At 38.6% G+C, this 24516-nt stretch carries 18 protein-coding genes; 4 read left to right on the top strand and 14 right to left on the bottom strand.

Annotated features, from left to right (window positions below):
* Positions 1 to 561 precede the first annotated feature (561 nt).
* From BV906_RS15935 to BV906_RS15915, 5 genes are all read right to left on the bottom strand, one after another.
* The gene (locus tag BV906_RS15935; RefSeq protein ID WP_087974618.1) at positions 562 to 1809 is read right to left on the bottom strand and encodes an MFS transporter; all 1248 of its coding nucleotides are present in this window, start codon (positions 1807 to 1809) and stop codon (positions 562 to 564) included.
* A gap of 96 nt (positions 1810 to 1905) precedes the next feature.
* A complete protein-coding gene (locus BV906_RS15930; RefSeq protein WP_087974617.1) occupies positions 1906 to 2934 on the bottom strand; it encodes an MBL fold metallo-hydrolase in 1029 nt (342 codons plus the stop codon).
* Between the two features lie 435 nt (positions 2935 to 3369).
* Complete coding sequence (locus BV906_RS15925) at positions 3370 to 4302, bottom strand: aldo/keto reductase (RefSeq protein ID WP_087974616.1); 933 nt, start codon at positions 4300 to 4302, stop codon at positions 3370 to 3372.
* A 385-nt stretch (positions 4303 to 4687) separates the two neighbouring features.
* On the bottom strand, positions 4688 to 5881 hold the full coding sequence (locus BV906_RS15920; RefSeq protein ID WP_087974615.1) for a DUF4317 domain-containing protein: 1194 nt from the start codon (positions 5879 to 5881) through the stop codon (positions 4688 to 4690).
* A 292-nt stretch (positions 5882 to 6173) separates the two neighbouring features.
* Positions 6174 to 8234: a catalase gene (locus BV906_RS15915; protein ID WP_087974614.1), complete on the bottom strand. Its 2061-nt coding sequence runs from the start codon at positions 8232 to 8234 to the stop codon at positions 6174 to 6176.
* A 188-nt stretch (positions 8235 to 8422) separates the two neighbouring features.
* On the opposite strand from BV906_RS15915, the gene BV906_RS15910 reads away from it, so the two are divergent.
* The 3 genes from BV906_RS15910 to BV906_RS15900 all read left to right on the top strand — a co-directional run bounded on the left by BV906_RS15910 (position 8423) and on the right by BV906_RS15900 (position 10430).
* Positions 8423 to 8926, top strand: a complete 504-nt coding sequence (locus BV906_RS15910; RefSeq protein WP_087974613.1) for a DUF2243 domain-containing protein — start codon at positions 8423 to 8425, stop codon at positions 8924 to 8926.
* A 1-nt stretch (position 8927) separates the two neighbouring features.
* Positions 8928 to 9725, top strand: a complete 798-nt coding sequence (locus BV906_RS15905; RefSeq protein ID WP_087974612.1) for a cytochrome c oxidase assembly protein — start codon at positions 8928 to 8930, stop codon at positions 9723 to 9725.
* A gap of 195 nt (positions 9726 to 9920) precedes the next feature.
* Entirely contained in the window at positions 9921 to 10430 is a 510-nt protein-coding gene (locus BV906_RS15900) for a DUF3231 family protein (RefSeq protein ID WP_087974611.1), read from the top strand.
* A 284-nt stretch (positions 10431 to 10714) separates the two neighbouring features.
* On the opposite strand, the gene BV906_RS15895 is transcribed toward BV906_RS15900, so the two are convergent.
* On the bottom strand, positions 10715 to 11572 hold the full coding sequence (locus BV906_RS15895; protein WP_087974610.1) for a chemotaxis protein: 858 nt from the start codon (positions 11570 to 11572) through the stop codon (positions 10715 to 10717).
* Between the two features lie 345 nt (positions 11573 to 11917).
* Positions 11918 to 12778 carry a manganese catalase gene (locus BV906_RS15890; RefSeq protein ID WP_087974609.1) on the bottom strand — a complete coding sequence of 287 codons (861 nt, stop codon included), beginning with the start codon at positions 12776 to 12778 and terminating at the stop codon, positions 11918 to 11920.
* A 571-nt stretch (positions 12779 to 13349) separates the two neighbouring features.
* On the opposite strand from BV906_RS15890, the gene BV906_RS15885 reads away from it, so the two are divergent.
* On the top strand, positions 13350 to 14168 hold the full coding sequence (locus tag BV906_RS15885) for a manganese catalase (RefSeq protein WP_087974608.1): 819 nt from the start codon (positions 13350 to 13352) through the stop codon (positions 14166 to 14168).
* Between the two features lie 308 nt (positions 14169 to 14476).
* On the opposite strand, the gene BV906_RS15880 is transcribed toward BV906_RS15885, so the two are convergent.
* The 7 genes from BV906_RS15880 to BV906_RS15850 all read right to left on the bottom strand — a co-directional run bounded on the left by BV906_RS15880 (position 14477) and on the right by BV906_RS15850 (position 24485).
* Positions 14477 to 15634: a pyridoxal-phosphate-dependent aminotransferase family protein gene (locus BV906_RS15880; RefSeq protein ID WP_087974607.1), complete on the bottom strand. Its 1158-nt coding sequence runs from the start codon at positions 15632 to 15634 to the stop codon at positions 14477 to 14479.
* 1212 nt (positions 15635 to 16846) lie between these two features.
* The gene (locus BV906_RS15875) at positions 16847 to 17281 is read right to left on the bottom strand and encodes a Zn-ribbon domain-containing OB-fold protein (protein WP_087974606.1); all 435 of its coding nucleotides are present in this window, start codon (positions 17279 to 17281) and stop codon (positions 16847 to 16849) included.
* Positions 17281 to 18450 carry a thiolase family protein gene (locus BV906_RS15870; RefSeq protein ID WP_087974605.1) on the bottom strand — a complete coding sequence of 390 codons (1170 nt, stop codon included), beginning with the start codon at positions 18448 to 18450 and terminating at the stop codon, positions 17281 to 17283. Before BV906_RS15870 ends, BV906_RS15875 begins: the two co-directional genes overlap by 1 nt.
* Positions 18450 to 20417, bottom strand: a complete 1968-nt coding sequence (locus BV906_RS15865) for an acetoacetate--CoA ligase (RefSeq protein ID WP_087974604.1) — start codon at positions 20415 to 20417, stop codon at positions 18450 to 18452. Before BV906_RS15865 ends, BV906_RS15870 begins: the two co-directional genes overlap by 1 nt.
* Positions 20418 to 20494: 77 nt before the next feature.
* On the bottom strand, positions 20495 to 22006 hold the full coding sequence (locus BV906_RS15860; RefSeq protein ID WP_087974603.1) for a sodium:solute symporter family protein: 1512 nt from the start codon (positions 22004 to 22006) through the stop codon (positions 20495 to 20497).
* A gap of 232 nt (positions 22007 to 22238) precedes the next feature.
* Entirely contained in the window at positions 22239 to 23405 is a 1167-nt protein-coding gene (locus tag BV906_RS15855) for an acetyl-CoA C-acyltransferase (protein ID WP_087974602.1), read from the bottom strand.
* 417 nt (positions 23406 to 23822) lie between these two features.
* Positions 23823 to 24485, bottom strand: a complete 663-nt coding sequence (locus BV906_RS15850; RefSeq protein ID WP_087974601.1) for a carboxymuconolactone decarboxylase family protein — start codon at positions 24483 to 24485, stop codon at positions 23823 to 23825.
* Between the last annotated feature and the right edge of the window lie 31 nt (positions 24486 to 24516).

The following is a 24516-nucleotide window of genomic DNA, read 5'->3' as shown; positions in this document are numbered from 1 at the left end:
ACCTCCTTAGATTAACTGCTATTGTTCTTCATTTGCTTATCCTTCAGTATCTGGATAGGCAATATTAGAAGATAACGGACATGACTTCCTGAAAACTGACTGACTTATTTTAGTGCTCCATTGAGACACGATTAACTTCTGTATACGTTTTCATAAATAAATGGTAGCTCAACACGAAAAACAAGTTAAGCGCTTTAAAAGTTTAAGAGAATTATCTCCATACAAAACTAATTTGTTAAATACATATTATTATAATGTTATACCAAAGTCAACCATATTTTCTAATTTTCTGAATAGAGGGTTCCCAAGATCCCTTCATATCAGTTCTTTTTCACTTCTCAGATTTCTCTTTTAGGGGATATTTCAAACCTTTACTATAGTCTTTAAAGTGATTATAATTGAAAAAATTAATTTACATAAGTTAAAAGTTAAGTTTTTTAAAAATAAATGGTAAAGTTTGGATGTTTGGCATAATGAAGTCCGGAATTATTGCCAAAATAAAAGTATTCGAAAGTCTATTAGGACTGTGAATACTTTTATTTTTTATACCATGAGTCAATTTTACACAGCTTTTACCAAATCGTCATTAGCTTGTACTTTTGCAGGAGCTGTTTCCTTAAGGAAGAAGGAGAAAATAAATACCATTACCGCTCCTGCCGCACTAATCCAAAGTGGCGCTCCGGGTCCCCACATATCTCCAGCTATCCCACTTGCGATAGGATTAAGAAAGCCACCGAAGAATTCCCCTATTCCAATGGTTAAACCAACGGCAATACCCGAGAATGCAACAGGTACAGATTCTGTAGGGATTACGGACATGGAAAGTGATCCGACACCACTGCAGGATGCTGCCAGAAATACTAATATGAGCATTAATCCGAATGAGTCTACAGCTAGAATCGTTAATGGTGCAAGTGTACCCATTAGACCGAAGATAATCATAACAGGTTTTCGACCTAATTTATCGGAAAGTGCCGGCACTGCAACACCAAAAATGGCATAGCCGATACCGAATGTTGCCATAACAAAACTCATCTCTGTTGCAGATAAACCTTTTACGGTTACAAGAAAAACTGGTGTGAATATCTGGAACGCCATAAGAAATACCATAAAGAAACTAAACGTGATAATGGAAAGTAAAATATTTCTGTTTTTAAGGACCTGCCTTATACTTGGCTTCTCTCCATTAGAAAGTTTTGCCTGGGGCGCTTCTTCTGCTTCATTCACTTTCGGATTACGCATCAAGCCCATAATTAATGTAGCAAGTAAAATACCAGGTATGATTGTTAAATAAAACGCTGTATGCCAGTCAAAGGAACTGGCAAGTGCCACTATAACAAGTGGTGCAAGAATGCTTCCGAATATAGCATTCCCAGTATTCATGGTGAATCCCATATTAAATCCGCGACGTTTTTTAGACGATTCAACCGCCAGCACAGATTGTGTAACAGGTATGATCGGTCCTTCCATAATACCCATTGCCAAACGTAAAATAAATAGCATAGCAAAGGATGCAGCAAACCCATGTAGAAGTGATATAACGGAGAAGCCAAGAATAAATCCTGCTAAAAGCAATTTCTTATTTCTAACTTTATCCGATAGATAACCTCCGAGCGGTCCGGAGACTGACCATGTCAATGCCAAGCCCCCGCTCAATAGACCAATTTGTGTACTTGTTAACATGAAATCTTCCTGAATAAACGGAATGAGATAGTTGATAGCCAGTCGATCAAAGAATACAAAACCAATAGCGAAAAAGAATAGTATTACAATCGTATTTTCATAGCTCCAAAACTTTCTTTTTTCCAATATCTTTCACCCTTTCTTCCTTGTAGACCGGAAGTAATTTAGTTAAACGCCTATATAGTTCCATTTATAAATTAGTCTCAAATAAACTTTATAATATTATTGTTCCACTTCATATTCACCTAACGTTTCTGAAACAATGACTTTTCCCTCATAACCTTGTTCTTTAATGATTTCACTTGTCAAGTCCGCGTCTATCTCTCCATTCATTAAGTGGTTTAGGACAACTTGTTTGACATCCGCTTTAGCTGCTATTTTACCAATTTCCTCAAGTGTTAAATGTGCACTTGAGAGTTGGGGTTTAATATTTTGGAATTCTTCATAAAAAGAATCCCCTTCCTTCACTTCAGCAAGCATTCCATCCATCACCAGTAAGTCGGCATCTTTAGTGAAATCAATAAACGCTTCATCATATTTCAGATCTCCTGATAAAACAACCGTTTGCCCTCCAGCTTCAAACTTATATGCAATGGTCTCAATAGAGTGTGGTACAGGGGTAGTTGAAATCTTCACTCCATCTATCTCAAACTCTTCCCCACCGCTAAGATCTTGCACATTTACATTTTCGGTCATACCGTCCGCTTTTGTATAACCGGTTTTTATTCGATACTCTATATCATCTTTATAGAAATCAATTACAAAATCATAAAACTTCTTCTTTGTTCCTTCTGTTCCTAGTAAGTTCAGTTCTGTCCGGGGATTACTGGTAGCCCATCCGGCTATTAAAGCGGTAATGAAGTCAGAGTTATGGTCAACGTGATGATGGGTGAATAGTAGATTACTCACTTCTCTTGGATGTATTCCGGTTTTCGCTAATCCATGTGTACATCCGCCACCACAGTCAACAATGAAATTCTTGTCCTGATACTGAACAAGTGTTGCTGGCCATGTTTTCCCACCTTCAATTGGCGGTGAACCTGTACCAATCGTTGTTACCCTGAAACCATCCGGTATATTTCCCCCCTTATTGGCATCGCTTGTTTCAGTTGTACTTTCTTCCTCTGGGCTTGCTTCTGCTTTATCAGGGGAAACACCCTCCCCTTCACTTTCCGCTGAACTACTACATCCAACCGCAAACAGTAAGACAAGTAGAAATACAATCAGCAGAAGGCACTTTTTATTAATCATTGACACTCCTCCTTAAGTTTGAATCTTAATTATTAATAAATGAATATTTGCATTGCTATTGACTGAACTTCGAAGTAATTCTTTACTGCAAACGTAGTGTAAAAATCACCCTTTCTATGAATGCGCTTTCTTATGTGTTAAAATGTATAATATAATATTGTTATACCAAATGCAATACTTTTAATTAAAATATTTTAAAAATTTAAAATATAAATATTCCAAAGAATTACGTGAAATAAATATTTACACTTGTTAATTGGTGGTTATTTCATATAAAGAAATGCTTCGGTTTCTTTACAGACATGAAACAAGCAAAAAACACGCCATAACGATGACGTGTTTTTTTCCAATCATTTAATGTTTTCCTATTATTGCAGCAAGTTCACCATCGCCTGATTGCCAATAATCACCGCTCCTGCTACTTCCTAACAATACTTATTTAAAAATACTATCTATTTTTGCAATCTCGTTCTCTGTTAATTGAACATCTAACGTTTTTAAATTATTAAGCACTTGGTCAGCATTTTTAGCACCAGGTATAACAGCATCAATCGAATCACGTGTTAAATACCATGCTAGAACAATATGTGCTACCTCAGCTTGTTTTGCATTTGCAATCTCACGAAGTTGCTCTACTTTTTCTAGATTCTTTTCAAATTCTTCACCTTGTAGATGCGGCATGTTGGCACGTAAATCATTAAATTTCATATCTTTATTGTATTTACCGGCTAACAATCCGGATGCAAGCGGGAAGAATGGAATAAATGAAATGTTTTGCTCGGCAGTATATGGCAGTAATTCTTTTTCAGCCGAACGCTGGATTAAATTATATTCTCCTTGATAGACATCAACATAACCATCTTTGTTCGCTTCTTTTAACTGATCTAGTGAAAAGTTGGATAAACCAATCGCTCTGATTTTCCCTTGATCTTTTAATTCTTTTAAAGCCCCAACAGCTTCATATCCTGGTGTAACACCATCTGGATAATGAATATAGTATAAGTCGATATAATCTGTTTGCATACGTTTTAAACTATTTTCGACTTCTTGTTTCAGGAAGGATGGCGTATTATCGTGTTGCATTTCCCCGTTAACAAATTTTACTGACCCTTTCGTTGCAACAATAAGGTCATCTCTTTTTCCTGTTTCTTTAATCGCTTCTCCAACTAATTCTTCTGATCTTCCCGGACCATATAGATATGCTGTATCTATAAAATTCACACCATTTTTAATTGCTGTACGAACAAGATCTTTACCAGCTTCTTCATCTAAATTAGGATAGAGATTATGCCCTCCAACCGCATTTGTTCCAAGACCAATTGGATTAATATATATTCCTGATTTTCCAAGTTGTGTTTGTTTTGTCATGATATCTCTCCTCATTATTATTTTATAATTGTATTTATACAATTATTAATCCCTAAATCAGAGACAGTTTAAACATAAGCAGTCTAGCTACAATTCTTATTGTCTCTATACTTATCTTAAGTTACCTTCTAATTAAATACAACAATCTGACATTTGGTTTCATTATGTGAAACAATATATCTTAATTTTACTATACGCCAATTAGAAGTGCCTCTCTTTGGAAAACATAAAAAGCCTATTCCCACTAAAATTGAGAACAGACTGATGGCGCATTTATAATATCAAGCACTTCAAACGATTATTAACTAAGAACTGCTAAAACAGTCAACTGCTTTTAAAAGTATTTGTACTTAAATAAGGACAATGAACCCCCTAATTCCTCGAATCACTCTTCATTATCTGGTGCTTTTTCAAATAAAGCTTCTGGAATCATCTCAAATCCTTCAATCACCGTATTTTCTTCTACTTCCATCATTAAAAAACGTTTTCCGCTGAAATGAACTTGTCGTACATACCTTAAGTCTTGCGGGCTAATGGAAATATTCGCTATTTTCGTCTCTATTTTAATAGACTTTGACGTATATTTCGGTACGATATTACTTGCTTTAAATTCATATGTTTCATCATCAATCACAGTTTTAAAAGCAGATTCTACCTTTTCCGTATCGACGTCTTCTATTCCACTGCTTTTTAAGACTTTTTCTACATCTTTGAAGTCTAATTTTGGTACATCTTCCTCCTCATTCTCTTCCACGACACGATGAATCTCATCGTATACATTCGATAGTGTGGAGGTATTGATTGTTTGATCACCTGCTACTTTTTTTACAATTTCTTCAAATACAATTTTATCCTCTGCTGCAGTCATTATTTCTTCTGCATTTAGTACTTCCTCCATGAAATGATAATTCAGTTCATTCGCTTTCCCCGCTGAATAAAGGACGTGGTTAACATCAGCAGCATTTTCTGTGAAAGAAGGAAATAGAAATCCTGATATGGGAGCGTTCAAATTGATAATTGGATCAACGATAAAGTTGTATTTAAACTCCTTTTCTACATAGTCAAACAGTAATTCCTTTTTTGGTTCTTGGGTTTTATTCATACTACATAAGATAAAGGAATGGGAATAAACGGTATTCCGTTCACTTTCCTCTGCTTCTTCACTCATTCGTTTCATCGGTTTCATATATTCTCCACGAATAAAGGTTACGACAATATCCATTTCATATTGCTTTTCTTTCAGCATTTTTTCTACCATGTGAAGCATATGCTCTTTCCACTCATCTGTATCTGTACTTAATAAACCCTGATGAAGAATTAGCTGGCTATTATTCTCCACATCACGCTGGAATTTTAATTCAAATAATTTTTCATCTAACTGTCCTGATAGTACTTTCTTAAAGTTGGTCATAAACAACTCTTGCTGTTCCTGTTCCAACATTTCAAATGGCGTGCTTTGCTGATGATAAATTTCGCTCGATTCTTTCATGATGTATACATTAAAGATTTCCTTAATTTTCAATAAATCATTATTTACTTTGAACTGTTTCCGTATATTTGCTATATCTTTTTTATTCAATCTCGTATCGCTCCTAAACTTTTTATCTTTACTATTCATAAGACATAGAAATGGAGAGTAAATCCTATTCACTTGATTTACTCTCCATCCCTTTCATTTATTTTAACATATAATGTCCTGTAGATAGTTCTTTTTTCTATATTAATAAAGTAAGAGGCCTCCACCAAATTTATTAATCTGATGGAAGATCTCCAGCTAAGAACATATAAATTTTTAGGTCCACCTAGAGCACAGACTTTGATATATAGAAGAGAAATGACCTTTTAATTTTCAAAAAATGGCCAGTCTTTTACTAAGTTCTATCCCAAAAGCGCTGCTTGGCAATTGCTGAAACAAAGTCCTTTTCGAAGTTTGGATTGTTTTCGGCAAAAACAATTCCAGCTAAGTTATTTTCCTCTGTTTCTTCAATATAAGATTGTGCAGTCGTTGCAATACCAATTGGTTTATATTGTTTATATGCTTCATTTATGAAAGTCTTTAACATTGGTTGATTTTCATTATTTCCGCCAGCAACATAGATCGAGTCGAGTAAGACAGGATTTGCAGTAAGAAATGCTTTATCCACCTTGATTTCTGTACCATCTGTCGCTACGACTTTGCCAAGTTTTGCACTAATAATTTCTGCGAAAATTCCATTTTGTTGTAATGTATCAAGAACATTCCTTACTTCTTCACCATTAAATCCATCAGTAATGAGAACTCCAACTTTTTGTGTATATGGAGAAAAGGATGTATTTGCCTGGCTAAGTGTTGGAGAGCTTTTTTCAATCGAAACATGCGATCCCTCTGGAGCATTGACACCGATATTCTCAGCGATAGCTGTTGCCATCTCTTTATCCACGTTTGCAAACATTTCAACATTTTGCTGTCTAATTGATTCGCTTTTCACTTTTCCAAGGTGGTAGCTAAATGTTTCCACAATATTTTGTTTCTCAACAGGTGACATGCTATTCCAAAAAAGTCTTGCCTGTGAAAAATGATCATTGAACGATTTGCTCGGAAATTCCCTTGTTACTTGCCCCTCTACTTCCTCTGGATAATGCGCATATCCACCTTCTTCAGGAGGAGTCTCTGATGGTGTATTGTCAGCTAGCGTATTTTCATGATAATTTACGGAATCAGCATCAATTCTATATTTCGAATAGCTATCCCGCCCGTTATGGTTTGTTTCAGCAATAGGCCTGTTGACAGGTATTTCATTAATATTTGCGGTGCCAAGTCGATGATAATCTGTATCACGATATGCAAACGATCTGCCCTGCAACACAGGGTCATTGGAGAAGTCTATTCCCGGTACAATTGTTGACGGATCAAATGAAACTTGTTCTTCCTCTGCAAAGTGATTTTCAACTAGTCGATTCAGTGTCATTTTACCGATAATCTCAACAGGAATCTCTTCTTCCGGCCACAGTTTTGTGTCATCCAAAATGTCAAAATCAAACTTGAATTCATCTTCTTCATCAATCAGCTGTACACCCAGTTCATATTCTGGATAGGCTCCACGTTCAATAGCTTCATGTAAGTCGTGTCGATGGTAGTCCGGATCCACACCTCCGATAATATCTGCTTCATCGAGCAGCAATGAATGGACACCAAGTACAGGCTTCCATACAAATCTGACAAAAGTTGATTTACCCTGTTCATTGATAAACCGGAACGTATTGATCGGCCATGATTCCATCATGCGCCAGCTTCTTGGTCGTCCCCGATCAGACATAAGCCACATAATAAAGTGGGCAACTTCCTGATTGTTCGCGATATAATCCCAGGCATTATCATGTGCAGAAGTTGCTTGCGGGACATCTGTTTTCGGATTTGGTTTAACCGCATGCACAAAATCCGCAAATTTCATGGCATCTGCAACAGCGAAGACTGCAAATGAAAGTGCCAGCATATCGTAATTTCCCGCTTGTGTATAAAACTTCGTTGCAAAACCACGTATATCGATTGCTGTATCCTTGGAACCTTTGCTTCCGATAAAGCTGGAAAAGCGTACAAACACAGGTGTTTTGCTGCCGGCCTCCTGCAGAAAATCGGCTTTTGTGACATGTTTCATGGATTTATATAATTGAAATTCTCCATATGCACCGTCACCTCTAGCATGAACCACTTTCTCTGGTATCCGCTCCCGGTTAAAGTGGGATTGTTTTCTGTAAAAGTGAGCGTCCTGAAATAATGTCGGGCCACGTTTTCCTGCCCTTAATGTCTGCCTGTCATTCGAAATTTTTACTCCACTGTCACTTGTCAATTCCTTATCTGTTCCTGTATTTCGTTTTCGATACTGATTCATTTGCTCACTTTTCTTCCCGCCAATTCCGTGATTGTCATTTGACGAGGATTTATCCTTAGTCATTCTATCACCCATCCTATCGCTTAGATTAAATTGTTCAATAATTAACTTAGTACCCAAGTAATAATTTTTAAAACGTTATGACTACATAATAGGTGGATTTCTATTTCTTAGGTTGCAACGGATTAACCTTGGGTATAATGGATGGAAATAGAATGTTAAAGATATAGGTGCAGACGAAGGAGGATTCTATGGCTGACTTATGTAGCAATTCAAGAAAACCAAATGATATTACTCGCCTTAAGTACACAAGTCGCAATCTATGGTCAGGCGTCTTGTTTGGAATCGGCTTTGCTGCTTTTATAGATGAGACATTGTTTCACCAAATACTGCATTGGCATCATTTTTACGATAGGTCCACAACCGAAATTGGGTTGATTTCAGATGGATTGTTTCATGCTTTTAGTTGGTTTGCTACAATTGGGGGATTGTTTATGTTTGCCGACCTTCATAGGCGAAATGCTCTATGGCCTTTAATATGGTGGGGAAGCGTGTTAATTGGGACAGGGGCATTTCAATTATACGATGGGATTATTCAACACAAAATATTGAGGATTCACCAGATACGATATGTAGAAAATCTGCTTGTTTACGACTTGATATGGAACCTATTGGCTGTTTTAATATTCACTATTGGCCTCATCCTTGTTTTACGTACACATCGACAGTTGAAGCTAGGCGCAAAGGAAGATTAATATGAATAATAATTATATCGATCACACGATTGCCATTCCCTTTGAATTTATAATGATATTGCTTTTTGTCGCCCTGTTGCTTATATATATAGGAGTTGGAATTGCATCCAGCCGCTATCTTCATCTCCGAAAATGGCCGTTATACCGGTACGTTTTCTATATCCTCGGAATTCTATGTGTTGCCGCGTCAGTAATTGGTCCTCTGGCAAATCGTGCCCATATGGATTTCACGGCACACATGGTAGGTCATTTGTTATTGGGAATGCTTGCTCCACTTCTACTAGCTCTATCTGCACCTATGACACTCCTGCTCCGAACACTCCATGTTACTGCAGCACGACGTCTTTCACGTATGTTGAAAAGTCAGCTCATGCGCATTCCAAGTCACCCTATTGTTGCATCATTTCTTAATATTGGAGGACTATGGTTACTGTATACAACAGACTTGTACGCTTTGATGAATGAGAACTTTTTCTTACACCTGATGATCCACCTCCACGTCTTCTTAGCGGGCTATCTTTTTACTGTATCGATGATTTATATTGACCCGATTGCCCATCGATTTAGCTTTGTTTATCGTGCTGTCGTTTTTGTGATTGCTTTAGCAGGTCATGGTATTCTTTCCAAGTATATTTATGCAAACCCTCCTGCAGGCATTCCCGCAGCACAGGCAGAAATAGGCGGAATGATTATGTATTATGGTGGGGATGCTATTGACATTGTTCTTATCTTTATCCTTTGTTTGCAATGGTACAAAGCCACCAGACCACGAATGTCGGTCTCTATGGGCGGTAAGTAAACCAAAGCAGTAATATTGATAGCTTATTCCCCGGAGTTTCCTGCTTATCCTATTTATATTCTCTTAAATAGATATTGGACATAAAATGCCTTTTCAAATCATTTTATATTATGTATCTAATATTGAATAAGTATTAATGAGTAGGTAACGATAAGAGATGAAGATTGTTTACTATTTTTTTGAAGGAGGATTTGAATGGGAATTTTAAGTGGAAATCCTGAGAACGAACCAATGCACTATGGAGAAGTTTTTGCAACATGGTCTTTTCTAGCCGCGGCCAATGGAATGGTTGCGGGTAATCAAAAGCATCTAAACCATGCAGGTGATGAAGATCTGCAGAAATTGCTTGAAGAAGCTATTCAAGCTGGTAAACAGGAGATTGCACAGATTGAAACTCTTTTAAAAGATAACGGAATTGGTTTACCACCAAGTCTTCCTGAGCCCCCTAAAGCTAACTTAGATGAGATTCCGGATGGGGCCCGTTTCCAAGACATGGAAATCGCAGCTACCTTGGGGACACAAAACGCTGCTGGTCTAGTTGCATGTAGTCAAATTATTGGTGAATCAATCCGTGAAGACATTGCAATGATGTTTGGACAATTCCATACACAAAAAGCAATTCTCGGTGCCAAAGTTCTTAAATTAACTAAAGATAAAGGTTGGTTAATTCCTCCACCGTTACTTAAGAACAAAACTGAAGAATAGAATAACCAAGCATTATTAATGGAGAACAGACCAATACTATGGTTTGTTCTCTTCTTCTGTAAACTTAATTTCCTCGTAAACATAAATTTATTTATATGTAATTCTTCATATTTCAGCGATTCGTATATTATCCTCTTTCAGTACACTCCCGCCTTAAGGGTTCATGAAGATTTGCACCTAAACTATTTGGTTGATTCCTATATAAAAATACATCATCGTTTATAAAAAGGTAATTGGACTTTAATATCTCTAACTTAATCTTCAAGAAGTACTCCTATATACTATCATTTATAGTTAATAGCTTTCCATGTTTTTACCAAACTATCGACAATCGGGATAATCACCTTATCGTCACTATCATAGTAAAGATGTGACAACGGATTCCAACTCGTTAATAAACCTCCAGCATTCACGGCAATATCTTTCGTAACCGCTTTTTTATATGCATCATTTACTCCTTTTAACGGAAAGGCTAGTACATCATCTTTATCATAAAAGTTCAGCCACTCACCTTGGATATTCGGATAATATTTAGGTATCATTGGTGATGGAACTGTAATTGGAGATCCAAAATCAATGTAGCGTAATGACCATAAAGCCATAGGGCTACCTAGTGTATAAAAATGAGTTAACGTTTCACATTGTTCTATAGGTGAATTACTTGTACGCTTTACTGTTTCGCTTCCCATGTTTTCACGCTTGTATTGCAGATCATAAAAGTAATTGCTTGCAACAATAGATCCTAGACTGTGGCTGATAATACATAAGGGTGCATTTGCTCCAGCCTTTTGTCGGAGTTTATGAATCGATGCAGCTACAATAGAATGCACTTTATCATAATTTTGATTCCCTAAGGCGGTTGGTTGATATGCTACGGCATCTGCTAAAAACTCAATCACGAACCGTCGCAATCTTGAATAATTTAAGTGCCTGTTATCCTGCAATCTTTTCCATAATTCCTCTTGTTCGGGTTCAAAAATGGATGACCAGAATACCGGTTCAAACACTAACTCCTTTTCTGCGTTGTTAATGGAAAGTTTTTTTGTAAAACCTTTAGAGATATGTGTAATTATTTCATCTGCAAAATTTTCAGTTGGAGTACCTGCACCATGAATAACTGCAACAGCAATTTTTTGAGTCACCGGACAACCTCCTCTGGAATTGTTATATTAATCGTACTTGAAACAAAGTCTAATTTTAAGATGAAAATGACCTATTTATTCATGTTAAAAATAAAAGCTCCACGATTATAGATAAGCAAATTTAGCCTGATAATCAGACACACGAAAAAGACCTCTCAAAAGTTCAGTGAACTAATGAAAGGTCTTTTTTAAGGTTTTACTATATAATCTATCAAAAAAGTGGGAGTTAGCAATCCGCTAATAAACAAACATTAAAGCTCTACCTTCAAGACTTTAAGGCGGTTATTACATCATGCCGCCCTTAAAAAGACTATCCTCGGGTAGCATTGGATAGCCTTTCCCTTTCTACTTCATGTCTGGATCTGGCAGATCGTCTGATTTTCTCAATGCCCAGAGGGGTGTGTTGAAGATATAAGGTGGTGCAGGTTTTAGAACAGGCGCAGGTGCGAATGGAACCGGATTTGCCACATAATTAAATTGTCCACATCCATCCATACTTGGTCCATGAGCCCAGCGTCCTTCAGCACTTTGATCACCACGTGAGAAATTAAATAGCGTATAGGAAACTTCCTGTTTTTCCAATTCTCTCGGGAAGGTGCTTGGAACGACAATATTTTCTTTTTCTTCCAGCTCACGTATTGCTGCATACCACTGATTCTGGTGCATTGTATCCCGTGCAAGCAGCCAGGAGAGCATATCTTTGACACCGCGGTCATTGGTCATCTCGTATAAACGGGCCACCTGCAGTCTTCCCTGGGATTCGGCATTTAAATTGGCTCTAAAATCTGCTAACAGATTCCCGCTGGCAATAATATAATCTGCCGTCCAGCGATTCCCAACACTGTCTGCCGGCATGGCGCCAAGACCTGAAACAATTTTATGCTGGACATTTTCTCCGCCTAAAATCGCAGCAACAATTGGATTTTGTGCTGCATCCTCTAATTCAACATCTGGAGCACCTTCAAGCAGTCTGGCAATCATCGTTGCAAGCATTTCGACATGCGCGATTTCCTCTGTTCCAGTATCCATTAATAAATCTTTATATTTCCCGTCTCCACGAACACTCCAGCCTTGAAATAGGTACTGCATGGCAACTGATATTTCCCCAAACTGTCCCCCAAGAACTTCCTGTAATCTTGCTGCATAAGTTGGATCTGGCCGCTCTGGTTTCGCATGATACTGTAATTCCTTTACATGAAAAAACATGAGTTCACATCCTTTTTTATGTTCTAGGTGAGTTATCTACCTCTTGTATTGATATTCACCTGAAACATGAAATATGTGTTCACATAAAAGGAAGTTATTGAAACGGCCTTTAATTTTTTTCTTTCAATAGTCCTATGAAAACAGTAAAGATGTCTAGTCTAAGTGGGCTATACAATGAAACCGAACGCATCGGGATATCCTGAAATATAATGATACCCTTATAATAATTCACTTACATAATGTCATATTACTAAGTGTAAGGAAAGAGGATAGAGAAGTCAGAAGAGCTTTAAGCTATATTAGAAGAAATAGAAATTGCGAATAGATAGAAAGCCTAATAAAAAGCGCGGAAAGCTGCTTTCCCGTCCCTCTGGTAACTCTACTTTTATTAGTCCATCACTACTCCACCAGGTTACTCTTTATATAGCAGTTGGCTTTACCCTTTGTAGTAAATGAGATAACAGCTATATTTGCTTTTTCTCCTCTGTTTTTAGAAATTACCTTTGTCTCTATTATTGAAAGAATAATTTATAGGTTGTTGGTTATTTTAAAAGGTAAAGGAGTGATTAGAATGTTTTTTCATATGAAAGAATTGCAGTACAATGCAAAACCTGATCGTCCCGACCCTGTCTATGCCAAAAAGCTGCAGGAAGTCCTGGGAGGACAATTTGGGGAGATAACGGTTATGATGCAGTACCTGTTTCAAGGTTGGAATTGTCGTGGAGAAGAAAAGTATCGTGATATGCTACTAGATATTGGTACAGAAGAAATTGCCCATGTAGAGATGCTGGCAACGATGATTGCGCAGTTACTGGATGATGCACCTGTTGAGGAACAGGAACAAGCTGCTAAAGATCCGGTTATCGGAGCTGTAATGGGAGGTATGAATCCCCAGCATGCCATCGTTTCGGGACTTGGGGCAACTCCCACTGATAGTGCTGGATACCCTTTTAATGCCCGATATACGATTGCAAGTGGCAACTTGTTAGCTGACTTTCGGGCAAACCTAAATGCAGAATCACAAGGTCGTCTTCAGGTAGTGAGACTCTATGAGATGACGGATGATAAAGGGGTGCGAGACATGCTTTCCTGGCTGATTGCACGTGATACGATGCATCAAAACCAGTGGATGGCTGCTATTGAAGAATTGGAACAGAAACAAAAACCACTTGTACCTTCTACGTTCAATCAAAAATATGAAAAGCAGGAAGTTTCCTATTCATTTATGAACTATTCGTTAGGAGAAGAAAGCAGTACAGGGAGATGGGCAAAAGGAAAAAGTATGGATGGACAGGGTAATTTTGAATATATACAAGAGCCTAAGGCTTTGGGGCAAAAACCGATACTTAAGCCGGCGCCAGGTTACATCCATGGAACACCTCCTACTTAATACTAACCAATCAATTAAAAGATGACTTCTTAATTTTAATCAGAAGTCATCTTTTTTGTAAATAATTAAGCTATTAAAGACTAATCTTTTCTCATATCAATATATAAGGAAGCGTCCTTTTGAATCTCAGCAAAAAAGAACTTTATTATTCCCTTTTACAATAAAGTGAATGACCATAGGAAATTCTATTATCTAGTCAATGTAGAAAAATGGACGAAGAATCCTTTCCTAGGCCCCCTAAAGCTTCTTACATGTGCATATTCCCAAGTAAATTTAACTGCATCAGTTGGACTCGCATATAAAATATGTTACTTTCTTATTGAGGACAAGTAAACATTCTGTGCTGCCTGTACTCCAGCTCCAGGCTTAAATTGATAGGAAAAATCTTGCAATCCTGCTTCCATTAGAGAAACTGCTTGAAGGACATCACTAGGGAAACAATATCCCATATGTCCAAATCTGAAGACTTTACCTTGAAGATGGTTAAGACCACCAGCAAAATCAAGGTGATACTTCTTCTTTAAATGTCCTAAATAGGTTGCGAGATCCAATCCCTCTGGTGTACGGATTGTAGTAATTGTTGGTGATGCAAACTCATCACTTGTTAACAATTCAATTGATAATGCCTTCATAGATTCTCGAACCATATTTTTCATGACATTATGTCGTTCAACCGTTTTTGAAAATCCACCTTCCTCCTCAATTAAATCGCACACAGCAGAGAGACCCATAATGAGTGAAACTGCTGGAGTGTTAGGCGTCATTCCTTTTGCTGCCCAGTCACGGTAACTTAAAAGGTTTAAATAATAAGCAGTAGAACCATTAGCCTCTATAACCTTCCAAGCCTTTTCACTTACAGCTAGAAGAGCAAGTCCTGGAGGAAGCATCATTGCTTTTTGAGAACCTGTTACTAAAATATCAATTCCCCATTCGTCCATTTCAGCAGGAGCTCCCCCAATACCACTTACGCCATCAACTATAAAGAGTGCATCTGAATGTTCACGAACGACTTCTGCTAATTGCTCGACAGGATTTAATATTCCTGTTGAAGTTTCATTATAAGTTGCAAAGACGGCCTTAATATTCGATATCGGTTTTAAGAAGTCAATCAGCTCTTCTTTCGTACAGGCTTCTCCCCAATTTTTTTCAAGATTATGTACTTTTAAACCATATTTTTCACATATCGATACAAAGTAATCCCCGAAGGCACCAACTGTGATGACGACTACTTCATCCCCTGGGGTAACAGTATTTACCACAGCTGCTTCCAATGCTGCCGTTCCACCTGAAGGTAAAAGCAAAATATCTTGCTTCGTCCCAAAAATAGGTTTGACACGTTCAGTGGTCTCACGATAAAGCTTAACAAACTCCTCTGAGCGATGGCTAATCATGTTTTGTGCCATTGCCAGTTCCACTTTTTTTGGAATTGGGGTAGGACCAGGATGTCTAAGAATATTTGAATACATAATTTTTTACTCCCCTCATAATTTGTCCTATCAAGAATTACATTCGTAATCCAATTCAATTAAGTCTTGATAGTCATTATCTAAAATCATCTTCAGCAACAGGTTGACAGATTAATTCACATACTTCCTCTGTATATAACAGTGATTATAAATTATGATACCATATTTGCATAGAAAATTTTTAATAAATAAAAAATATACTAATATACTATAAAGCACTAACGAGTAACTGTTAGATATGAAGCAGAGTAGAATTGAGAAACAATAGACTCCACGTTACAAGAGAATTAAAAAAGAAGCTTCCCAAAAAAAGTTTAGTCAACTTTTGAGAAGCCTCCATTAATTATCCTCAATGTTGGCAAAATGTTAGAATTTTACCCTCATCTTAGTAAAAACCCACTATATATCAAGGGATTGGGCGATTAATCCAGTTTCACAGGCTAGATGCTCCCGTCATAAGCAATACCTCTCCAAATCCCAAGTTCAGGGACTTTACAAGGTTTTGTTTATGCTTGCGCATCGGGCGAGCCTGTTACACTTTTTGATTTACATCATGCCGCCCGTGTTGTGAGCCAAGTTTTTCTATTGTTTCACAGGTATTAAATGCTTATATATCAATGATTTTGGTCAACTTCAACGAAGAATCGTTTTGTGCGATTGTTTCTTTTTCTTTATTCTTGTTACCTTTTTGTTACCCTTGTTGGAACTATAATGTATTTGGATTATTGATGATACTTTTGTATTTGTCTGTGTATTCCATATACCTACCCACGTGTTTCGGAAGTCTATGAAAATAAAATCGGGCATACATTCAACCTTTCATTTCAAACTAGAAAAAGCTTGTTTTCAAATGGCCTCATAAGAGATTATAAACGCTGTTGTACCAATATTTATAGCCAAATGACTTTCATATTACTTCATATTAAATCATTATTAATAGGCACAAATTAGGCATGTAATTATCTTAATCAGAAGAGACAAATTAATTTTTGTTCCTTCTCAATTACAATAACCTGATAACCAATTGCCTTGCTATACTTTCAAATTCAGGTGGAAGTTTTCAACTGTTGTATTTGGTCTAATGACCTCTACCCTGTCAATTCTAACAGGCGAATGGTAATATTTATGCAGGAATAGTTTCCAATAAATCTATTAGCATGAAAAAACAAACGTGAGAAGTATTCCCGATTTTTGGCCTAATCTACCCTACAATCAATCCCGAGAGCTGTCCCTTTCAAAAAATGGACGCCATATTTCGTTAACTTCTACAAACTTAACGTGCAACGCATCGCCCATTTTTAAATCTTCTGGTGAGTCTACCAGTAATTGTGTCAACATCGATGGACCTTCTTCAAGTTCAATGATTCCAAGTGGATATGGAGCGACGTCTTGCCATCCGGGATGACCTGGATGATGTACGACGGAATAGGTTTTGAGGCGCGCTTTGCCTGAAGCAGGTGTCCACTCAAGTCTGTTACTCCAGCAATGTGGACAGTGTGTTCGTGGATAAAACACATTTTTATCACACTCACCGCATTTTTGAATAAGAAACTCCCCGCTGGCCACACCTTCCCAAAAAGGTTTTGTGACAGATGTAATCGTTGGGCCTGGAACATCCAAATGCCGAAGCTTTTCTATTAAATTCATTATGCTTCCCCTCCTAACACTAACGCAGCAGCTTCACTCAAGGTTGCGCCATTACCTGTTACTAGCGCATATTTGGCATCCTTAATTTGACGTGAGTTTGCTTCATGACGCAATTGGCGGACTGCTTCAATAATATGTGACATGCCTCCAGCTAGGTCAGCCTGCCCGAACCCTAACTGTCCACCATGCGTATTTAATGGATAATCGCCATCAAAACCGAAAGAATGATGCTTCATCCATTCGCCAAACTGACCAGGTTCACAAAGGCGAGCATTCTCGATTGTCTGGGCCACGACACTTGTATAACAATCATATAAAGAAAGCAGATTCATATCCTCTACATGTAAGCCCGCTTGTTCTAACGCATGTGGAATTGCGAAACTTAAAGGTGCCTTTTCCAATGAGGGTGCCTGACTAACTGCACGATGGGTAACCTTTTCTCCAGCTCCAAGTATGTATACAGGCGAATGCTTATGGCGATTAATAATTTCTTTTTTCGATGAAACAATCACCGCTGTACCACCGCCAACCGGCATAACAATTTCAAACAAATGCAAAGGATCGACAATTAAGGGTGAATTTAACACATCCTCAACCGATGCTGGTTGCCTGTAAAAAACCGCATCAGGATTCAGCTGCGCATTTTTCCGAGCCCAATGCGCAATTAAAGCAAATTGCTCTTGCGTCGAACCGTACTCTTCCATATGCCGCTTTTTAAGGAGAGCATAGGAAGTATTCGCACCCGACGCACCAAATGGCACATCAAATTCACGAATCGGATTGCGGTTCGGTGAGCGCGGCGTTTTACCCTTTTCATTAATATTAGCAAGCACGCACACTACCGTTTCGCACATCCCTGCGTCAATATAAGCTTGGGCGCGCCACAGCATCCCTGCGCCTGTCGCGCCTCCTAAATCAACGACATTGGACATTCTAGGGCTTAAACCAAGATATTCACTAACTGTGGCTGGCACATGCTGTGGTGTTTCCCCGACTTGCGGACCAACGAGCAGGCCATCTATTTCATCTTTACTAATCCCTGCGTCAATTGCTGCGAGTCTCACGGACTCAGCAATCAAGCTTAGTGTTGTCGCTCCTTCTGTATATCGAACTGGTTTCAATTCACCGATTCCCACAATCGCAGCTTCCGACCTTTGACGTTTTCGCATTATACATAACTCCTTTCAGCCAATGTTGCATATTCCCTCAGACATTCTGGGTTTGCTAAAGATGCTTTATTTTTAACCTCTTGTCCGCGAACAATCGAACGAACGGCTCCTTCCACCTTTTTACCGTTATTCGTATATGGAATTTCTTTAACAACATAAATGCGGCGTGGCACATGACGTGGTGATGCCTTTTTCCTTACATTACGACGTATTTGATTAGCCAGATCTTCATCCACCTCACCATTTTCAGTCACGATACACAGTACAATTTCTTCATCATTTTCAATTGGAAAGCCAAACACAATTGAATCTTTAATTTGTGGAATTTGTTCTACCACACGATAAATTTCCGACGTTCCAATCCGAACCCCACCTGGATTCAGTACATTATCCGTACGACCATAAATAATCAACGAGCCGCGGGTAGTTTGCTCCACTAAATCACCATGCGTCCAAATTCCCTCACGCTCTGCAAAATAGGCGTTGAAATAACGTTCGTCTCCATCTTCTCCCCAAAAAGTAAGTGGCATGCTTGGGAAGGCTTGTGTACAAACTAGTTCGCCTTTTTTACCAATCACAGAAACGCCTCGTTCATCTAAAATATCAACTGCCATACCGAGCGCTTTACATGTAATCTCACCACGGTAAACAGGGTGAATCGGTGTCCCCATGACAAAGCATCCAATGATTTCCGTACCTCCGGAGATGGATTCTAATAAGACATCTTCTTTGATTGTGTTATAAATCCAATCATACTGTTCACTAATGAGAGGCGACCCGGAAGTTAGAACTGCCTGCAGTGCAGACAAATCATGATTTTTACCAACTTCATATCCGCATTTTTCCAGTGAATCAAGATATTTTGGACTTGTTCCAAAATGGGTAATCCCGATTTCTTCTGCAATTTCCCACAGAATACCGATGCGGTCCTTTCGTATCGGTGATCCATCATAAAGCAAAATTGCTGCATTGCTCGCAAGGCCAGATACAAGCCATGGGTACATCATCCAGGCCGTACTTGTATACCATGATAAAACATCACCCTTCTTCACATCACAATGCAGCTGATGCTCCTTCACATGCTGAAGCAAAACACCACCGACAGAATGAACAATGCATTTTGGCAAGCCTGTCGTTCCGGATGTATATAAAATATAGCTGGGATGATGAATCGGAACGCGCGTGAAAGTTGGCTCGTCCACCCTATGTGCGAGTAACTCACTCCATGTTAAAATTTGCACACCAGACTCGACCTGCAGCTCTGGTGTTTCTGACAAACTGACAACCGCAGACAAGCTTTCGAGCTCTTTGCTAACCGTCGACACATTTTCTCGAATATTAAAAGGCTTTCCATTATATTGATAATCAAGAGAAGCAATAATTACTTTTGGTTGAACTTGTCCGATGCGATCGATAATCCCTTTGGCACCAAAGTCGGGTGAACAAGAGCTCCAAACCGCACCAAGTGAAGACGTTGCAAGTAGTGAAACCAATGATTCCAAGCCATTCGTCACAATACCCGCGATACGATCGCCTTGCTCCACGCCAAGCATACGTAAACCAGCTTGCGCCTTCGCAACCAGTCTACGTAACTCAGCCATATTCAAAGTCTGCTGAACACCTTGCTCATTTGCCTCATAAACCGCAACACGAGAGCCATCTCCACGTAATAAATTTTCTGCCAGATTTAAGCTCGCTCCAGGAAACCATTTTGCACCTAACATAGCCCCATCTTCTGCAGGAACGAAGGCTGTTTCACCCTTTTCCCCAATAATGTTGGCAAAATCCCAAACCTCTGACCAAAACTCTCCAGGCTTTTCAATCGACCAGCTATGTAACCGATCATAGGACTCAACTGGAATTCCCACTTGTTCCGAAAACTTTTTTATATTTGACTCAGAAACTCGTTGTTCGGAAGGCTGCCATACTATATTGTTTTCGCTAATTCTCGATTGTTGTTCTATCATTTCATCTCTCTCCTATCCCTTTAAAAAAACAAATGTTTTGTTATAGCCGAAAATACCAACTCTAGAAGACCAGACAACTACGATGATTTTTTAGAAATCGTAATGGATTCCTGTTGACTGGTTGTTGCATCTTGCGTCAACAAGCATGTAACGATCATCACAACAAACGCAGAAATTGACGCAAAGAACATCGCCAAGTATATATTTCCAATGATATCTTGACTGGTGAAAATTACATACAATACCGTACCAGTAACTACAGCCGCAATCGCACCAGCTCCATTTGCTTTCTTCCAAAAATATCCTAAAGTAACCGGAGCGAGAATTCCGCTGATAATTGCTGAAAAACTAAATTGTATTAAAATCGATAAGGACTCCGGACGGTCTAACGAAATATATAAGGTGAGTAAACCTACAAATATCAGGGACACTTTAGCTACTCTTACGGAATTTCTATCTAAAACGTCCGCTGCAATCGGCTTCTTCGATATGATTGGTGCTAATACTTTATAAAAATCGTTTCCGATACCAGATGTAATCCCCAGGTAAAGGCTATCCGTACTTGATAGAATTGCTGTGATAATTCCTACAATGATAATCGCCGCAAGGATTGGTGGAAATGATTCAATCACATAAGCTGGAATCGCAGCATCCGAACTAGATAAAGACGGAAAAATCACTCGTGCTGCTAACCCACCAAGAACCATTAACGTTGAGATAAAAAATAAAACAATCCCTGCCGATAATGTGAATGGAGCAAGCTGCTCTTCACTCTCAAGTGACAATACTTTATTTAATAGATGTGGCATTAACACAAAGCTAAATAATAAGAATTGCACGGCCATTACCGCGAGTATACTATCATATGGACCACCAACAGATAGATATCCTGTCAAATTCGGGTCAATCGCCCCAAGCTTATTTGTCAGCTCTCCAAATACATTCCATCCTCCACCAATCGTCCAAAATAACGAAACAAAAACAAGGATAGATGTGATAGCCATCAAAAATCCTTGAAAACCGTCTGTGATCATCTGTGCGTAGGCACCACCAAGTCCGATATATAGAATCGTGATTCCTACACCAATGATAATTCCCCAGTAATACGGGATGTTCAGAACAGATTCAAAGATTGTCGCGAGTCCTACGTTTTGACCGACAATATAATATACATTGAATAAAATTAATACAGCCACAATGACTTGAAGTGCTTTGCTATTGTATCTTCTACCAAGCCATTCTGGTAATGTGGAAACTCCACCAAACTTTTTGTTGTACCTCCAGAATGTTTTGGCAAATAAAAGTAAACCAATCCACGAAACACCAAAGCACCCTAGTGTATACCAAAGCACGGATGTACCATATTCATAAGCAAGTCCGGGAACACCAATAAATAAATTGGCGCTTGAATACGTAGTTGCAAAACTTGCGCCGACAAGTACAGGACTTACCTTCCCACGGGCAGTTGCAAAGCCAGCCATCGACTTACTATGGCGGCCCCCTCTCTTCCCAATCCAAACAATATATCCAAAATACACAACTAGTAGAATGATAATTGTCCAAAATAGAGATTCCGTTACTGTAGGCATTATTTTTCAGTCTCCTTTCCCTCTTTTCCATAATAATTTTTCCATATTATTAAACCAACTACCCAGCATAAGGCGAGCAATACAAAGTATGTTAATATCATGATCGTTACCCTCCAATTTACGTCATCCATTCAAATGTTTTGTTTATAAAAATCTTCGGTCTATTCTGTTTGCACCCCGTCTAAAACGAGGTCTACTGCTTACATATTTTTTTATATACTAGATTTCAGTTTTACCAGCTTTTTGGAACTTCTATTAAAAGAGCCATTCCTTGACCGCCACCTCCGCAAAGTGAGGCGATACCTTTTCCACCACCACGACGTTCTAATTCTTTTGCAACAGTTAAGGCAAGTCGGAAGCCAGTTCCACCAAGCGGATGGCCAAGCGCAATCGCGCCACCATTGACATTCACTCTTTCATAGCCAATGCCAAGCTCACGGCAACTTGCAATGACCACACTTGCAAAGGCCTCATTGATTTCAAATAAATCAATATCGTTTAATGTTAGGTTTGTTTTCTCCAAAACTGCTTTGATTGCTTGGGCAGGCTTAGTATGTAAGCTCGTATCTGGACCAGCAACTTCTGCCCAGCCTAGAATGCGTGCCAACGGCTTTTTACCAAGTGTTTCTGCTTTCTTTTCGGATGAAATAATGCCAACGCTTGCGCCATCTGTCATTTGTGAAGCATTTCCCGCTGTGATTGTACCTTCCTCAGCAAATGCAGACCTTAGTTTTGCTAATTTTTCTAAGTTCGAATTTGGTCGGATGCCTTCATCGCTTGAAAAGGTTTTTCCATTCAGCGTGATAGGAACAATTTCATCTTGCAAGCAACCTTTTTGCAGCGCAGCCGCCGATCGTTCCTGTGACAACTGTGCATATTGATCCTGTTCTTGTCTATCAATCTTAAAATCTTTATTTTTTAAATCAGTTAACACACCCATCGATTCATCAGCTAACGAGCACCATAATCCGTCGTTCATTAATGTATCCGTTAGTTGGAGGGACCCCATTGACAGTTCCTTACGAATTGGAGCAGTGTATGGGGCATTTGTCATCGAGTCAAAGCCGCCCGTGATGTATAATTCTCCTTCGCCAAAATGAATACGGCGGACAGCGTCGGAAACAGATGCTAAGCCAGCTAAACATACATTGTTTAAAGTAATTGCAGGGACAGATAAAGCTACACCAGCATCCGTCGCAACTCTTCTAGCCGGATTTTGACCCTGTCCCGCTTGAAGCACCTGTGCGAGTATTACCCCATCAGCTTCTTTTGCCGCGGGTACTCGACTCACTAACTCTTTAACAGCTAAAGCCCCTATTTCCTTTGCCTCTAATCCTGATAAAAATCCTTTCCACTTCCCAAAAGGTGTTCGAACTCCTTCTAAAATAACCGTATTCATATCAATCAATCCTTTCGTATAAGCTGCTCATTTTATAAAAAAAACCCTCTTTCCAAAGAAAGAGGGTTTACTTCAGACATTTCTGCCTGCTGAGGTAGAACCATTCCCCCCCCCAAGAGGAGCGGTCGCCGGGCCGTCATAGGGCCTGTGTCTTCCCAAAGTTTTTCTACAAATATACATGGGCTTTTCATATATCCAGCAATGAATCATGATAATAAAACTTAGAATTAAGCCATAGACACCCGGCTGTGGCATGTTATAAGCGCCTAACTTTTTAATTTTTGATCACTATCTTTCTAAGTAGACCTTAGGTAATTTTCCTGGTATTAATTATTTCCTGATTAAAATCTGCTTTATTTATATAGATCTAATCCTCTATATCATTCTAAAAACGAATGTACATGATAAAAACGCTTATTAACTTTCTGAATCAAATGCATTTAAAGCATTAACACTGTGAGCCAATGCTGAACCTGCTTTTAAAGCTGTTGCGACCATAATAGATTCTGCAACTTCTTCTTTAGTTGCATTTGCATGCTTTGCCCCTTTTGTATGAACGTCAATACAATATGGGCATCCTGTTGTGTGAGCAACCGCAATAGCGATTAATTCCTTTTCTTTAACGCTTAATGCTCCCTCTTTCATTGATTTTTGATCAAAATCAACAAATGAGCTGAAAATATCTCCATTAAGTTTTGAGAATTCTTTTAATCTGCTAAAGTAAGAGGCTTTGTATAAATCTTCGTCCCCATTTCCATCATAAGCGTTTAAAGCATTTACACCATGAGCTAGTGCTGAGCCAGCTTTTAATGCAGTGGCAACTAAAATTGCTTCTGACATTTCTTCCTTAGAAATATCTTGTGATTTTCCGTTTTTTACATGAACCTCGATGCAGTATGGACATCCTGTTGTATGAGCTACGGCAATGGCGATTAATTCTTTTAACTTTATTGTTAATTTCCCTTCTGATAACGCAAGTTTGTCAAATTGTGCAAAAGCTTTGAATACTTCTGGTGCTAGGTCGCTTAATTCTCCAAGGCGATTGAAATAAGACTTTTTATATAATCCATCATTACTCATCATTAATTCCTCCTGATATATATCTTACTTG

This window comes from Oceanobacillus rekensis (genome assembly GCF_002153375.1).
In the GTDB taxonomy this organism is placed as follows: domain Bacteria; phylum Bacillota; class Bacilli; order Bacillales; family Amphibacillaceae; genus Oceanobacillus; species Oceanobacillus rekensis.
The sequence above is the reverse complement of the archived record's forward strand: the minus strand, read 5'-3'. Positions and strand labels throughout refer to the sequence as shown.

What these genes read in the sequence shown, in the direction of transcription:
- BV906_RS15860 (WP_087974603.1), bottom strand. Translation starts at nt 22,006, where the DNA reads ATGCCTACAGTAACGGAATCTCTATTTTGGACAATTATCATTCTACTA.
- BV906_RS15870 (WP_087974605.1), bottom strand. Translation starts at nt 18,450, where the DNA reads ATGCGAAAACGTCAAAGGTCGGAAGCTGCGATTGTGGGAATCGGTGAA.
- BV906_RS15910 (WP_087974613.1), top strand. Translation starts at nt 8,423, where the DNA reads ATGGCTGACTTATGTAGCAATTCAAGAAAACCAAATGATATTACTCGC.
- BV906_RS15875 (WP_087974606.1), bottom strand. Translation starts at nt 17,281, where the DNA reads ATGAATTTAATAGAAAAGCTTCGGCATTTGGATGTTCCAGGCCCAACG.
- BV906_RS15850 (WP_087974601.1), bottom strand. Translation starts at nt 24,485, where the DNA reads ATGAGTAATGATGGATTATATAAAAAGTCTTATTTCAATCGCCTTGGA.
- BV906_RS15930 (WP_087974617.1), bottom strand. Translation starts at nt 2,934, where the DNA reads ATGATTAATAAAAAGTGCCTTCTGCTGATTGTATTTCTACTTGTCTTA.
- BV906_RS15905 (WP_087974612.1), top strand. Translation starts at nt 8,928, where the DNA reads ATGAATAATAATTATATCGATCACACGATTGCCATTCCCTTTGAATTT.
- BV906_RS15880 (WP_087974607.1), bottom strand. Translation starts at nt 15,634, where the DNA reads ATGTATTCAAATATTCTTAGACATCCTGGTCCTACCCCAATTCCAAAA.
- BV906_RS15865 (WP_087974604.1), bottom strand. Translation starts at nt 20,417, where the DNA reads ATGATAGAACAACAATCGAGAATTAGCGAAAACAATATAGTATGGCAG.
- BV906_RS15855 (WP_087974602.1), bottom strand. Translation starts at nt 23,405, where the DNA reads ATGAATACGGTTATTTTAGAAGGAGTTCGAACACCTTTTGGGAAGTGG.
- BV906_RS15925 (WP_087974616.1), bottom strand. Translation starts at nt 4,302, where the DNA reads ATGACAAAACAAACACAACTTGGAAAATCAGGAATATATATTAATCCA.
- BV906_RS15915 (WP_087974614.1), bottom strand. Translation starts at nt 8,234, where the DNA reads ATGACTAAGGATAAATCCTCGTCAAATGACAATCACGGAATTGGCGGG.
- BV906_RS15885 (WP_087974608.1), top strand. Translation starts at nt 13,350, where the DNA reads ATGTTTTTTCATATGAAAGAATTGCAGTACAATGCAAAACCTGATCGT.
- BV906_RS15890 (WP_087974609.1), bottom strand. Translation starts at nt 12,778, where the DNA reads ATGTTTTTTCATGTAAAGGAATTACAGTATCATGCGAAACCAGAGCGG.
- BV906_RS15900 (WP_087974611.1), top strand. Translation starts at nt 9,921, where the DNA reads ATGGGAATTTTAAGTGGAAATCCTGAGAACGAACCAATGCACTATGGA.